Source organism: Nitrospirillum karajorum (assembly GCF_036348415.1).
GTDB lineage: Bacteria > Pseudomonadota > Alphaproteobacteria > Azospirillales > Azospirillaceae > Nitrospirillum > Nitrospirillum amazonense_B.
In genome coordinates, this window is sequence record NZ_JAZBQB010000001.1 from 1617918 (window position 1) to 1631475 (window position 13558).

11 protein-coding genes and 1 pseudogene are annotated in these 13558 nt (G+C 66.9%); 11 read left to right on the top strand and 1 reads right to left on the bottom strand.

Annotated features, from left to right (window positions below; all coding sequences use genetic code 11):
* Nucleotides 1-105: 105 nt before the first annotated feature.
* Nucleotides 106-1992 (bottom strand): ABC-F family ATP-binding cassette domain-containing protein, encoded by a 1887-nt coding sequence (locus tag UCD39_RS07115; RefSeq protein WP_330495342.1) that lies wholly within the window; start codon nt 1990-1992, stop codon nt 106-108.
* Between the two features lie 129 nt (nt 1993-2121).
* Here UCD39_RS07115 and UCD39_RS07120 point away from each other — a divergent pair, with 129 nt between their 5' ends.
* The 11 genes and pseudogenes from UCD39_RS07120 (at nt 2122) to UCD39_RS07170 (ending at nt 13556) form a co-directional block, all read left to right on the top strand.
* Nucleotides 2122-2469 (top strand): type II toxin-antitoxin system Phd/YefM family antitoxin, encoded by a 348-nt coding sequence (locus UCD39_RS07120; RefSeq protein WP_330495343.1) that lies wholly within the window; start codon nt 2122-2124, stop codon nt 2467-2469.
* A complete protein-coding gene (locus tag UCD39_RS07125; protein ID WP_330495344.1) occupies nt 2466-3134 on the top strand; it encodes an ATPase in 669 nt (222 codons plus the stop codon). The genes UCD39_RS07120 and UCD39_RS07125 overlap by 4 nt, the downstream gene beginning before the upstream one ends.
* A 107-nt stretch (nt 3135-3241) precedes the next feature.
* Entirely contained in the window at nt 3242-3664 is a 423-nt protein-coding gene (ndk, locus tag UCD39_RS07130) for a nucleoside-diphosphate kinase (protein WP_040844830.1), read from the top strand.
* Between the two features lie 374 nt (nt 3665-4038).
* Nucleotides 4039-5318: pseudogene (gene aptA, locus UCD39_RS07135) on the top strand (omega-aminotransferase AptA).
* Nucleotides 5319-5469: 151 nt separating this feature from the next.
* The gene (locus UCD39_RS07140; protein WP_330495345.1) at nt 5470-6786 is read left to right on the top strand and encodes an NAD(P)-dependent oxidoreductase; all 1317 of its coding nucleotides are present in this window, start codon (nt 5470-5472) and stop codon (nt 6784-6786) included.
* An 18-nt stretch (nt 6787-6804) separates the two neighbouring features.
* Nucleotides 6805-8091, top strand: coding sequence for an NAD-dependent dihydropyrimidine dehydrogenase subunit PreA (preA, locus tag UCD39_RS07145; protein WP_330495346.1), 1287 nt, complete (start codon nt 6805-6807; stop codon nt 8089-8091).
* Nucleotides 8092-8108: 17 nt separating this feature from the next.
* Nucleotides 8109-9365, top strand: coding sequence for a Zn-dependent hydrolase (locus UCD39_RS07150; RefSeq protein WP_145729406.1), 1257 nt, complete (start codon nt 8109-8111; stop codon nt 9363-9365).
* A gap of 41 nt (nt 9366-9406) precedes the next feature.
* On the top strand, nt 9407-10096 hold the full coding sequence (locus tag UCD39_RS07155; protein ID WP_330495347.1) for a TetR/AcrR family transcriptional regulator: 690 nt from the start codon (nt 9407-9409) through the stop codon (nt 10094-10096).
* A gap of 72 nt (nt 10097-10168) precedes the next feature.
* Nucleotides 10169-11599: a dihydropyrimidinase gene (gene hydA / locus UCD39_RS07160; protein ID WP_442943597.1), complete on the top strand. Its 1431-nt coding sequence runs from the start codon at nt 10169-10171 to the stop codon at nt 11597-11599.
* A gap of 101 nt (nt 11600-11700) precedes the next feature.
* On the top strand, nt 11701-13167 hold the full coding sequence (locus UCD39_RS07165; RefSeq protein ID WP_330495348.1) for an NCS1 family nucleobase:cation symporter-1: 1467 nt from the start codon (nt 11701-11703) through the stop codon (nt 13165-13167).
* A gap of 38 nt (nt 13168-13205) precedes the next feature.
* Complete coding sequence (locus UCD39_RS07170; protein ID WP_330495349.1) at nt 13206-13556, top strand: tRNA-binding protein; 351 nt, start codon at nt 13206-13208, stop codon at nt 13554-13556.
* Nucleotides 13557-13558: the final 2 nt, after the last annotated feature.

Below are 13558 nucleotides of genomic sequence, written 5' to 3' on the forward strand. Positions count from 1 at the left end.
CGCCCCGATTTGCAATGATGGCTGTGTTACACCCCGGTTTCGGTTACGCAATTTCGGACCGGGGGCCACGGGCGGGGTGCGGCGCATGGGCGCAGGCGATCGGCCTCACGCGCCCGCCGCCATCGCCTCTTCCAGCTGTTCCGACAGGGTCAGCCAAGCCTCCTCGGCGGCGTCCAGGTCCTTCTGCACCTGGCCCAGCTCGATCTGCAGCTTGGTCACGGCCTCCTTCGGGCCCTGGTACAGGGCGGGGTCGGCCAGTTTCTCATCCAGCTTGGCCTTCTTGGTGCCCAACTGGCCCATGCGCTTCTCCGCATCCTCCACCTTGCGGCGCAGGGGGGCCAACTGCTGGCGCAGTTCGGCCGCCGCCCGGCGTTCCTCCTTGCGGTCGCGGCCGGCGGCGGGGGTGACGTCGCGGGAGGCGCTGTCGCTGCGGCGCTGGTCCAGCAGCCAGGCGCGGTATTCGTCCAGGTCGCCGTCATAGGGCTTGCAGGTCCCGTCGGCCACCAGCCACAGGCGGTCGGCCGTCAGCTCCACCAGGTGCGGGTCGTGGCTGATGAGGATGACGGCGCCCTGATAGCCGTTGATGGCCTCCACCAGGGCCTCGCGGCTGTCGATGTCCAGGTGGTTGGTCGGTTCGTCCAGCAGCAGGATGCCCGGCGCCTCCCGGCTCATCAGCGCGAACAGCAGGCGCGCCTTCTCGCCACCCGACAGGTCGCGGATCAGGGTGTCGGCCTTGATCTGGGGGAAGCCGAAGCGGCCCAGGTGGTTGCGCACCTGCTGCTCGGTGGTCCCCTTCATCGCGGCCTGGGTCTGCTGCACCGGCGTCCAGGCCAGGTTCAGCTCCTCCGCCTGGTGCTGGGCGAAGTAGCCGACCTTCAGCTTGGAGGAGCGGCGGACCTCGCCCCCCATGGGGGCCAGCCGCCCGGCCAGCATCTTCACCAGCGTGGACTTGCCGTTGCCGTTGGCGCCCAGCAGGGCGATGCGATCCTCGGGGTCGATGCGCAGGTTCAGGTTGCGCAGGATGGCCTTGTCGCCGTAGCCCACGACGGCGCCGTCCATGTTGATCAGCGGTGGCGACAGCTCCTCGGGCGAGGGGAAGTCGAAGCGCGTGCGGTGTTCCTCCAGCACGGTGATGGCCGGGCCCAGCTTCTCCAGCGCCTTCAGGCGGCTTTGCGCCTGCTTGGCCTTGCTGGCCTTGGCGCGGAAGCGGTCCACGAAATCCTGCATGTGCTTGCGCTGGGCCTCCTGCTTGGCCGACTGGGCCTTCAGGTTCTCCAGCTTGGCGGCGCGCACGGTGACGAACTGGTCATAGCCGCCGCTGTAGGAGGTCAGCTTCTGCTGATCCAGGTGGATGGTCGTGGTCGGGACCTTGTTCAACAGCTCCCGGTCATGGCTGATCAGCAGGATGGTGTGGGGGTAGTTCTTGAGATAGCTCTCCAGCCATACCGTGGCTTCCAGGTCCAGATGGTTGGTCGGCTCGTCCAGCAGCAGCAGGTCGGGCTGGGTGAACAGCACGCCGGCCAGGGCGACGCGCATGCGCCAGCCGCCGGAGAAGTCGGCGCACGGCCGTTGCTGCGCCGCCGCGTCGAAGCCCAGGCCGGACAGGATCTGCGCCGCCCGCGCCTCCGCCGAATGGGCGCCGATGTCGGCCAGGCGGGTGTGGATGTCGGCGATGCGGGCGGGGTCCGTCGCCGTCTCCGCCTCCGCCAGCAGCGCGGTGCGTTCGGTGTCCGCCGCCATGACCGTGTCCAGCAGGCTGGTGGCCCCCGCCGGCACCTCCTGCCGCACCATGCCCATGCGCATGCCGCTGGGCAGGCTGATCTCCCCGCCGTCGGGGTGCAACTCGCCGGCGATCAGCTTGAACAGGGTGGACTTGCCCGTGCCGTTGCGGCCCACCAGCGCCACCTTGTGGCCCCTGGGCACGACGACGGAGGCCTGGTCCAGAAGGGTGCGGCCGGCGATGCGGTAGGTGAGGTCGGTGATGGTCAGCATGGCCGCCCTCTTAGCATGAGGCGCATCGGAAGGCACTTGTCAGCTTAGCCGGCCCGGTTTCGTAAAGCGATCTGTACAGTACGTATAAAACGTCCATAATGTACGTTATGTATTAAAGGAGATGGGATCATGGTCGCTAAGCGATCCAGCTTGGAAGCCTTGCCCCGGCGCAACGCGACCCAGGTCCGCAGTCGCTGGGCCGACATCGCGCGGGAGGTCCAGACCAGCGGCAGCGTGGCCATCACCACTCACGACCGGGTGGAAATGGTGCTGGTGTCGGCCGAGGAATACGATCGGTTGGCGACCAGGGCGGCCGACGCCCTGGCGCGGCAGCAGGCCGGTTTGGAGCGGTTGGCCGCTCAATTCGATGCGGAATTGGCCACGCTGCGGGAACCGGGCGCCGGGGATCGTCTTGACGACATGCTGGCGTCCAAAGGGCAGGGCGGGGCCCGACCGAAGGCGGGCCAGTCATATTGAGCGATCCACGGCCCTTCATCGTGGTGCTGGCGGGCGTGAACGGCGCCGGCAAAAGCTCCGTCATTGGTACGCTCTTGGCGGCCCATGGCCTGTCGTACTTCAACCCGGACACCATGGCCCGCCACATGGTCGCACAGACCGGGCTGGCGCCGGATGCCGCCAATATGCGGGCCGGCCGCCAGGGGCTGACCAATCTTCGCCAGGCTATCGCTGATGAAACCAGCTACGCCTTCGAGACCACGCTGAGCGGCAGCGCGATTCCCGCCCTTCTGCTGGCGGCGGCGGCCACCCATCGTATCGTCATGCTGTATTGTGGATTGGAAACGGTGGAGTTGCATCTGCGGCGGGTGGCCCAGCGTGTGGCCTTCGGCGGGCATGACATCCCGGAGGCGAAGATACGGGAACGCTGGATAACCTCCCGCGCCAACCTGATCCGTATCCTGCCGGTCATCAGCCGCCTTCAGCTTTTCGACAATAGCGTCACGGTCGGGACGGGTGACGATATTCCGCCGGCCAGACTGATCCTGGAAACGCGGGAGCGTGAAATTTTTGTGCCAGTGGCGGGGGACTTGGCGGCGCTGGCGTCAATTCCAGATTGGGCAAAGCCCATTTTCCAGGCGGCGCGGGACCTTGCGCGGGGCGCTGGTGGTGCTGAAAAGGCCTGACGGGTGCGCATCCTGGGCAGAGCGACGCCTGTTGCGGCCCCGCGTGCGCCCGTATATAACGCCGCCACTTTCGAGATTCCTCGTATCAAATCCCAGGAGATCCGGCCATGGCCGTCGAACAGACCTTCTCGATCATTAAGCCCGACGCCACCCGTCGCAACCTGACCGGCAAGATCAACGCCAAGTTCGAGGAAGCCGGCCTGCGCATCGTCGCGCAGAAGCGCATCCAGATGACCAAGCAGCAGGCCGAGAAGTTCTACGAAGTGCACGCCGCCCGCCCGTTCTACGGCGACCTGGTGTCCTTCATGACCTCCGGCCCGGTGGTCGTGCAGGTCCTGGAAGGTGAGAACGCCGTGGCCCGCAACCGCGAGATCATGGGCGCCACCAACCCGGCCAACGCCGACGCCGGCACCATCCGCAAGGAATTCGCGGAATCGATCGAAGCCAACTCCGTCCACGGCTCCGACAGCCTGGAGAACGCGAAGATCGAGATCGCCTACTTCTTCGCCGGCACCGAGATCGTCGGCTGAACGCCGGCGTCACGGATGACGCTTTAGGGAAAGCGGCCTCGGGGGCGACCTCGGGGCCGCTTTTCTTTTGCGCTATCCGTGTCTGTCCCCTGCACAGAAATTATGCAGGAACGGCGGTGGCGCGACTTTGCGCATTTTTCTGGCCGTCCGGTCAAAAAAATCCTGACCAAATGGTCAAATTCATGTCACTCTCCATTCCATAAATTTCGGGCTATAACGTGCGGGCATGCCTGGCCGAAAGGGGCCGGGCGCTTTCTGGGAGAGCGGCTTTGGCACAGCGTCACGACGGCTTCGGCGTCCACCCCATTCCCACGTCCGCGGCCCCCGATGGCCGTGGGTCGGGAAGCGTCCCGAACAACATGGACGCGTTCTGGATGCCGTTCACGGCCAACCGCCAGTTCAAGAAGGCGCCGCGCCTGTTCGTGGGCGCCAAGGACATGCACTACACCACCGATGACGGCCGCCAGGTGCTGGACGGCACGGCCGGCCTGTGGTGCGTGAACGCCGGCCATTGCCGGCCCGAGATTGTCCAGGCGGTGCAGGCCCAGGTGGCGGCCATGGACTACGCCCCCGCCTTCCAGATGGGCCATCCGGGCGCCTTCGAGCTGGCGGCCCAACTGGCCGCCCTGCTGCCCACCGGCATGGACAAGGTGTTCTTCACCAATTCCGGTTCGGAATCCGTGGATACGGCGCTGAAGGTGGCGCTGGCCTACCACCGCGCCCGGGGGACGGGACGCGCACCCGCTTCATCGGGCGGGAACGCGGCTATCACGGCGTGGGCTTCGGCGGCATCTCGGTCGGCGGCATCGTCACCAACCGCAAGTTCTTCGGACCCCTGCTGGCCGGCGTCGACCACCTGCCGCACACCCATGACAAGGCGCACCAGGCCTTCACCAAGGGCCAGCCGGAATGGGGCGCCCATCTGGCGGATGAGTTGGAGCGCATCGTCACCCTGCACGACGCCTCCACCATCGCCGCCGTGATCGTGGAGCCGGTGGCCGGCTCCACCGGCGTGCTGCTGCCGCCCAAGGGCTATCTGGAAAAGCTGCGGGCCATCTGCGACCGCCACGGCATCCTGCTGATCTTCGATGAGGTCATCACCGGCTTCGGCCGCCTGGGCGCGCCCTTCGCCACCGACTATTTCGGTGTGGTGCCGGACATCATCACCGCGGCCAAGGGCCTGACCAACGCCACGGTTCCCATGGGGGCGGTGTTCTTCAAGAACCACATCTACGACGCCTTCATGACCGGGCCGGAGAACGTCATCGAGCTGTTCCACGGCTATACCTATTCCGGTCATCCGCTGGCCACCGCCGCCGGCCTCGCCACCCTGAAGATTTACAAGGAGGAGGGGCTGCTGACCCGGGGGGCGGAGTTGGCCACCTATTGGCAGGAGGCGGCGCACAGCCTGCGCGGCCTGCCGCATGTCATCGACGTGCGCAACCTGGGCCTGATCGCCGGCATCGAGCTGGAGCCCATCGCCGGCAAGCCCACGGCGCGCGCCTTCGACGCCTTCCTGCGGGCCTTTGAGAAGGGTCTGTTGATCCGCACCACCGGCGACATCATCGCCCTGTCGCCGCCGCTGATCATCGAGAAAAGCCACATCGACCAAATCTTCGGCACACTGGCGGATGTGCTGCGCGAATTGCCCTAGGGGCTTCTGCCCCTGGGTAAAAAACCAGTCGAAAAATAAAGCCAATCAAGGCATACGCCTGCGACACGCGTACCTCTGAACAGGACCGCCGGGAACGCACGACCGTCCCGGCGGGGGCCCAGTAAAGGGCCGGAAAGGACGGGAGCAGCAGATGAGTGGCGTCAATGGGGCCGCACACGGGAACCAGCTCAGCCTGGACCGGGACTTGGTTCCCCCCTTCACCGCCTTGCAGGCCATGGCGGAGAGCAGCCGGTGCCTGTATTGCTATGAGGCGGCCTGTGTCACGGCCTGCCCCACCGCCATCGACATCCCGGGCTTCATCCGCAAGATCGGCACCGGCAATGTGAAGGGGGCCGCCCGCACCATCCTGGATGCCAACATCATGGGCGGCACCTGCGCCCGCGCCTGCCCGACGGAGGTGCTGTGCGAACAGGCTTGCGTGCGCAACAAGGCGGAGGCGGAACCGGTGGCCATCGGCCGTCTGCAGCGCTATGCCACCGACGTGCTGTTCAAGGCGGGCGTGCAGCCCTTCACTCGCCTGGCGCCGACCGGCAAGCATGTCGCGGTGGTGGGCGGCGGCCCCGCCGGCCTGGCCTGTGCCCACCGGCTGGCCCTGTTGGGGCACGAGGTGACGGTGTTCGAGGCCCGCGCCAAGGCCGGCGGCCTGAACGAATATGGCCTGGCCGCTTACAAGATGGTCGGCGACTTTGCGCAGCGCGAGGTGGATTTCATCCTGTCCCTGGGTGGCATCAGGGTGAAGACGGGCACGGCCCTGGGCCGCGACGTTACGCTGGCCCAACTGCGCCAGGATTTCGACGCCGTGTTCCTCGGGGTCGGCCTTGCGGGCATCAACACCCTGGGCGTGGCGGGTGAGGATTTGGTCGGCGTGGCCGACGCGGTGGACGTCATCGCCGCGCTGCGCCAGCGGAGAGCCCCGCCGGTGGCCGTGACCGGTCGGCGCGTGGTGGTGATCGGTGGCGGCAACACGGCGGTGGACGCCGCCATCCAGTCGCTGTGCGCCGGGGCGGCGGAGGTCACCATGGCCTACCGCCGGGGCACGGCCGAGATGGGCGCCACGGGGCATGAGCAGGATCTGGCCCGCACCCAGGGCGTGGTCCTGCGCACCTGGTTGGCGCCGCGCGAGATCCTGGAAACCGGCGGCGCCGTCAGCGGCATCGTGCTGGAACGCATGGCGATGGACGCTGGCCGCCTGGCTGGCACCGATGAGATGGTGACCATCCCCTGCGACGTCGTGCTGAAGGCTGTGGGCCAGAAGTTGGCGCCCGGTGGGCTGGACGGCCTGGCCCTGGCCGGCGGTCGTATCCAGGTGGACGAGACCCTGGCCACCAGCCTGCCCGGCGTCTATGCCGGCGGCGATTGCATCAAAAGCGGTGAGGATCTGACCGTGCAGTCCGTGGCGGACGGCAAGGCGGCGGCCTTCGCCATCGACGCCTACCTCAAGGCTTGAGCAGGGAAGGGACGACCCATGGCCAATCTGCGCGCCACCATCGCCGGCATCACATCGCCCAACCCGTTCTGGCTGGCCTCCGCCCCGCCCACGGACAAGGAATACAACATCGTCCGCGCCTTCAAGGCCGGTTGGGGCGGCGTGGTGTGGAAGACCCTGGGCGAGGACCCGCCCGTGGTCAACGTCAGCAGCCGCTATGGCGCCCTGCTGGACAGCAACCGCGCCCTGATCGGCTTCAACAACATCGAGCTGATCACCGACCGCCCGCTGGAGGTCAACCTGCGGGAGATCACGGCGGTGAAGAAGGCATGGCCAGACCGCGCCGTTGTCGTCTCCCTCATGGCGGTGATGACCGAGGAGGCATGGGCCGGCCTGGCGCGGCGCATCGAGCCCACGGGCGCCGACGGGCTGGAGTTGAACTTCGGCTGCCCCCACGGCATGTGTGAGCGCGGCATGGGCTCGGCCATCGGCCAGGTGCCGGAAATGGTGGAGCAGGTGACCCGCTGGGTGAAGAACGCCACCCGCCTGCCGGTGATCGTGAAGCTGACGCCCAACATCACCAACGTGCTGTGGTCGGCGGAAGCGGCCAAGCGCGGCGGGGCCGATGCGGTGTCTCTGATCAACACCATCAATTCCATCGCCTCCGTCGACCTGGACGCCATGGCACCCACCCCCACCGTGGGCGGCAAGGGCACGCACGGCGGCTATTGCGGCCCGGCGGTGAAGCCCATCGCGCTGAACATGGTGGCGGAGATCGCGCGCAACCCGGACACGCGGGGCCTGCCCATCTCCGGCATCGGCGGCATCGGCACCTGGCGCGACGCGGCGGAGTTCCTGGCCCTGGGCTGCGGCAGCGTCCAGGTTTGCACCGCCGCCATGACCCATGGCTTCCGCATCGTCGAGGACATGATCGACGGCCTGTCGGCCTGGATGGATGATAAGGGCTATCGCACCCTGGCCGACTTCCAGGGCCGCGCCGTGCCGAACGTCGTCAACTGGAACGACCTGAACATGAACTTCGTCACCAAGGCGAAGATCGACAAGGATTTGTGCATCGATTGCGGCCGCTGTCATATCGCGTGCGAGGATACCTCGCACCAGGCCATCCGCATCATTCCGGCCGAGGGTAAGCGCCTGTTCGAGGTGGTGGATGAGGAGTGCGTGGGTTGCAACCTGTGCACCCATGTCTGCCCCGTGCCCGACTGCATCACCATGCACGAGCAGGAGACGGGCCGGCCCTATCTGACCTGGCCGGAGCATCCCCAAAACCCGGCCCGCGTCCTGCCACCAAAAGCCGCCGAATAAGCTGGAGCGTTTGCGATATGAGCACGGAAGCAAAATTCGGAACGAACGTCGCCATCAACGGCAGCCGGCTGTGGGACAGCCTGATGGAGATGGCCAAGATCGGCGCCACGCCCAAGGGCGGGGTCTGCCGCCTGGCCCTGACGGACCTGGACAAACAGGGCCGCGACCTGTTCGTGCAATGGTGCCGCGACGCGGGCTGCACCATCACCGTGGACGCCATCGGCAACATCTTCGCGCGCCGCCCCGGCCGCAATAACGCGCTGCCGCCCATCCTCATGGGCAGCCACCTGGACAGCCAGCCGACAGGCGGCAAGTTCGACGGTGTCTATGGCGTGCTGGCCGGGCTGGAGGTGGTGCGCACCCTGAACGACCTGAACTACCAGACCGAGGCGCCGATCGAGGTGGTGGCCTGGACCAATGAGGAAGGGTCCCGCTTCGCGCCGGCCATGGTCGCCTCGGGCGTCTTCGCCGGTACCTTCGACCTGGAGTACGGCTTGTCACGCAAGGACCTGGACGGCAAGACCATGGGGGAGGAGTTGGCCCGCATTGGCTACGCCGGCGACGCCCCCATCCGGGGCCGCGAGCTTGGCGCCTATTTCGAGGCCCATATCGAGCAGGGCCCCATCCTGGAGGCTGAGGACAAGACCATCGGCGTGGTCACCGACTGCCAGGGCCAGCGCTGGTATGAGATCACCTTCACCGGGCAGGAGGCCCACGCCGGCCCGACGCCCATGAGCCGCCGGCGCGACGCCCTGCTGGGCGCCGCCCGCGTCGTGGAGGCGGTGAACCGCATCGGGCTGGAGCACGCGCCCTACGCCTGCGCCACCGTGGGCCTGATGCAGATCCACCCCAATTCCCGCAACGTCATCCCGGGCCGGGTCTTCTTCACCGTCGATTTCCGCCATCCCGACGATGCGGTGCTGGCGGAAATGGATGCAAAGCTGCGCGACGCCGTTGCACGAGTCGCCCAGGAAACCGGTCTCGAAACGGAATTCGAGCAGATCTGGTATTATGCCCCGGTGAAATTCGACGCGGGCTGCGTGGAGGCCGTGCGCGGCGCCGTGGCGGAATTGGGCTACAGCAACCGCGACATGGTGTCCGGGGCAGGGCATGACGCCTGCTACCTGGCCCGTGTAACCCCGACATCAATGATCTTCATTCCTTGTGTGGACGGCATCAGCCATAACGAGATTGAACATGCGCATCCGGAATGGTGTGAAGCCGGATGCAATGTTCTGTTGCGGGCCGTGGTGGCGAAGGCCGACGCCACCTGACCCGCGTTCCACATGACGGGTACAAGGGGTTGGACTTACAGATGGCGCACGGTGTTGGGGGAGCGTCCAAGAAGGACCAGAAGTCAGTACGGGCGGACGCGCCGGCCGCGGCGCCCGAAGGGGGCATTCGGCGTGAGAATTTGCGGCGTATCCTGACGGCGGCGGAGCAGGTGTTCGCCGAGCAGGGATACGGCGGCGCCACCACGGCGGCCATCGCCCTGCGCGCCGGCCTGCCCAAGGCCAACGTCCATTATTATTTCAGCACCAAGCACGACCTGTATCGCGCCGTGCTGGCCGACATCCTGAAGCAATGGCTGGACCCCCTGGCCCATGTCACGCCGGACAGCGACCCGGCCCAGGCGCTAGCGGGCTATATCCGCGCCAAGATGCGGGCCACGCGCGACCGTCCGGTGGTGTCCAAGGTCTTCGCCAGCGAGATCATCCATGGCGCCGCCGAGATCGAAGGCTTCCTGACGTCCGACCTGAAGAAGCTGGTGGATGAGAAGTCCGCCGTGCTGGACGGCTGGATCGCCGAGGGCCGCATGGCCCCGGTGGATACCCGGCACTTCTTCTTTTTCATCTGGGCCGTGACGCAGCACTACGCCGACTTCGATGCCCAGGTCCGCGCCGTGCTGGGCCGCAAGAAACTGACCCGCCGCGACTTCGACGCCATCACGGTGGAGGTCGTGCGCTTCATCCTGCGGGGGGCCGGGCTGTCGCTGCCCGGCTGAGTTTATTGGACCAGTCGAGTTTATTGGAAAGGGAGATGCCCTCATGACCACCCCCCCTCCGTTCGCACCCTGATCCGGGGCGGCACCGTGGTCACCGCCGACCAGACCTTCCGCGCCGACGTCTATGCCGAGGATGGGGTGATCCGCGCGGTGGGGCCGGATTTGGCGGCGCCGTCGGACGCGACGGTGGTGGATGCCGGCGGCTGCTATGTCATGCCGGGCGGCATCGACCCGCACACCCATATGCAGCTGCCCTTCATGGGCACGGTGGCGAGCGATGATTTCTACACCGGAACGGCGGCGGGCCTGGCCGGTGGCACCACCATGATCATCGATTTCGTCATTCCCAACCCCAGGCAGAACGTGATGGAGGCCTACCGCACCTGGCGCGGCTGGGCGGAGAAGGCGGCGGCCGACTATTCCTTCCACGTCGCCATCACCTGGTGGGATGACAGCGTGCACGCCGACATGGGCGCCCTGGTGCGCGACCACGGCGTGAACAGCTTCAAGCACTTCATGGCCTACAAGAACGCCATCATGTGCGATGACGAAGTGCTGGTGAACAGCTTCACCCGCGCCCTGGAGCTGGGCGCCATGCCCACCGTCCATGCCGAGAATGGCGAGCTGGTGTTCCAGTTGCAGAAGCAATTGCTGGCCCAAGGCCTGACCGGTCCCGAGGCCCATCCCCTGTCACGCCCCACGGCGGTGGAGGGGGAGGCGGCGAACCGCGCCATCCAGATCGCCAAGGTACTGGGCGTGCCGCTCTACATCGTGCATGTCAGCTGCCGCGAGGCGCTGGAGGCCATCGCGCGCGGGCGCATGGACGGCCACCGCGTTTATGGCGAGGTGCTGGCCGGACACCTGCTGGTGGATGACAGCGTCTACCGCCATCCCGATTTCGAGGTGGCCGCCGCCCATGTCATGAGCCCGCCCTTCCGCCCCAGGGAGCATCAGGCCGCCCTGTGGCATGGCCTGCAGTCGGGCACCCTGCACACCACAGCCACCGACCATTGCTGCTTCTGCGCGCCGCAGAAGGCCGCCGGCCGCCATGATTTCACCCGCATCCCCAACGGGACGGGCGGGGTGGAGGACCGCATGGCGGTACTATGGCACCACGGGGTGAACAGCGGCCGGCTGACCATGAACGAATTCGTGAAGGTCACCTCGGCCAATGCCGCCCAGATCTTCAACATCTACCCGCGCAAGGGCGCGGTCGCCGTCGGCGCCGACGCCGACCTGGTGGTGTGGGACCCGGCCGCGACCAAGACCATCTCCGCCAAGACCCACCACCAGAACGTGGACTACAACATCTTCGAGGGCATGGAGGTGAAGGGCCTGCCGCGCGTGACCCTGACCGCCGGCCGTGTGGCCTGGCAGGATGGCGATTTGCGGGCGGTGCGCGGCGCCGGGCGCTATGTCAACCGCCCGGCCTTCGCGCCCGGCTTCGACGCCGCCGCCAAGCGGAAGCAGGCGCTGAAGCCGGTGGGTGTGGATCGGGCATAGGCGGAAATGGCCTCATAAACAGAAGACGGGCCTAATATAAGACGGGACTGGGGAGGTCGCCGCCCGGGGACAAGAACCAAAAGGTTTGAACGGGGGCAGTTATGGGCACAGGGCAGGGCGTCGATACGACGTCGGAGATCTGGAACGCGGACTTGGCGCCGGTGGACGCGCGCCATCGTACCTGGCGCTGGGTGCACTTCGCCGCGCTGTGGGTGGGCATGGTCATGTGCATCCCCTCCTACATGCTGGCGTCCGGCCTGATCGAGCAGGGCATGTCCGCGGGCCAAGCGGTGGGCACGGTGTTGCTGGGCAACCTGATCGTGCTGGTGCCCATGCTGCTGGTGGGACATTCGGGCGCCAAGTACGGCGTGCCCTTCGCCGTCATCGCCCGGTCGGCCTTCGGGGTGCGCGGCAACAAGTTGCCGGCCCTGCTGCGCGCGCTGATCGCCTGCGGCTGGTTCGGCATCCAGTGCTGGGTGGGCGGCAGCGCCATCTACGCCATCGGCAACATCCTGACGGCGGGCGCCCTGGATGGGGCCAAGCTGGGCTGGATCGGCATCAATGCCGGCCAGCTGGCGTGCTTCTTCCTGTTTTGGGCCCTGCACCTCTATTTCATCGCCAAGGGGCCCGAATCCATCCGCTGGGTGGAAACGGTGACGGCGCCCCTGAAGATCCTGATCATCCTGGCGCTGCTGTGGTGGGCCTACGACAAGGCCGGCGGCTTCGGCAGCCTGCTGTCGGCCCCGTCGCAATTCGGGCCCGGCGGCGCCAAGGAAGGTGGGTTCTGGGTGGCCTTCCTGCCCGGCCTGACGGCCATGGTGGGCTACTGGTCCACCCTGGCCATCAACATCCCGGACTTCACCCGCTTCGCCCGCAGCCAGAAGGACCAGTACCAGGGCCAGGCGCTGGGCCTGCCGCTGCCCATGGCGGGTCTGGCTTTCATCAGCGTGGCCGTCACGTCCGCCACCATCACCGTCTATGGCAAGGCCATCTGGGACCCGGTGGACCTGGCCGGCCGGATGGAGGGCATCGCCGTGGCCATCGGCCTTGCCATCATCGTTATCGACACGCTGTGCGTGAACCTGGCGGCCAACACCGTGGGGCCGGCCTATGACTTCGCCGCCATCTTCCCCCGCGCCGTGAATTTCAGCCGGGGCGGCTACATCACCGCCGCCATCGGTGTGATCATGATGCCGTGGAAGCTGATCGAAAGCACCCAGGGCTATATCTTCACCTGGCTGCTGGGCTATGGCGCCCTGCTGGGGCCGCTGCTGGGCATCATGCTGGCCGACTATTGGCTGGTGCGCCGCGCCCGCCTGAGCCTGGAGGGGCTGTTCGACCTCAACGGGCCCTACGCCTATAGCGGCGGCTGGAACCTGACGGCGCTGGCGGCCTTCATCATCGCCGTGCTGCCCAACATCCCCGGATTCCTGCACGCGGCCTTTCCGGCGGCCTTCGCCGGCGTGCCGGCCTTTTTCCAGGCCATCTACAGCTATGCGTGGTTCACTGGGTTGTTCATCGCCACCGTCCTGTACGCCGCCCTGATGCGCCGCGTTCCGGCGTCGTGATGGCGGGCCTGTCGGTTTAACCCCGGTGTGAAGGACGGATGATGACGGCACCCCTGAAGCCACCGGCGGAGGTGGCGGATTTCCTGAACCTCGACATCCGCGTCGGCCGGGTGGTGCAGGTGCTGCCTTTCCCCAAGGCGCGCAACCCGTCCTACAAGGTGGCCGTGGATCTGGGCGATCTGGGCGTCAAATGGTCCAGCGCCCAGATCACCCATTACGCGCTGGAGGACCTGGTGGGCAGCCAGGTGGTGTGCGTCTGCAATTTCCCCCCACGCAATATCGCCGGCTTCCTGTCAGAGGTATTGATCCTGGGCGCCCGTAACGCGGCCGGCGATGTCGTGGTGCTGACGCCCCGGTCGGCCGTGCCGCCGGGGGAAACGGTGTACTGACG

What these genes read in the sequence shown, in the direction of transcription:
- UCD39_RS07120 (WP_330495343.1), top strand. Translation starts at nt 2,122, where the DNA reads ATGGTCGCTAAGCGATCCAGCTTGGAAGCCTTGCCCCGGCGCAACGCG.
- ndk (WP_040844830.1), top strand. Translation starts at nt 3,242, where the DNA reads ATGGCCGTCGAACAGACCTTCTCGATCATTAAGCCCGACGCCACCCGT.
- UCD39_RS07155 (WP_330495347.1), top strand. Translation starts at nt 9,407, where the DNA reads ATGGCGCACGGTGTTGGGGGAGCGTCCAAGAAGGACCAGAAGTCAGTA.
- UCD39_RS07150 (WP_145729406.1), top strand. Translation starts at nt 8,109, where the DNA reads ATGAGCACGGAAGCAAAATTCGGAACGAACGTCGCCATCAACGGCAGC.
- UCD39_RS07170 (WP_330495349.1), top strand. Translation starts at nt 13,206, where the DNA reads ATGATGACGGCACCCCTGAAGCCACCGGCGGAGGTGGCGGATTTCCTG.
- UCD39_RS07115 (WP_330495342.1), bottom strand. Translation starts at nt 1,992, where the DNA reads ATGCTGACCATCACCGACCTCACCTACCGCATCGCCGGCCGCACCCTT.
- UCD39_RS07140 (WP_330495345.1), top strand. Translation starts at nt 5,470, where the DNA reads ATGAGTGGCGTCAATGGGGCCGCACACGGGAACCAGCTCAGCCTGGAC.
- preA (WP_330495346.1), top strand. Translation starts at nt 6,805, where the DNA reads ATGGCCAATCTGCGCGCCACCATCGCCGGCATCACATCGCCCAACCCG.
- UCD39_RS07165 (WP_330495348.1), top strand. Translation starts at nt 11,701, where the DNA reads ATGGGCACAGGGCAGGGCGTCGATACGACGTCGGAGATCTGGAACGCG.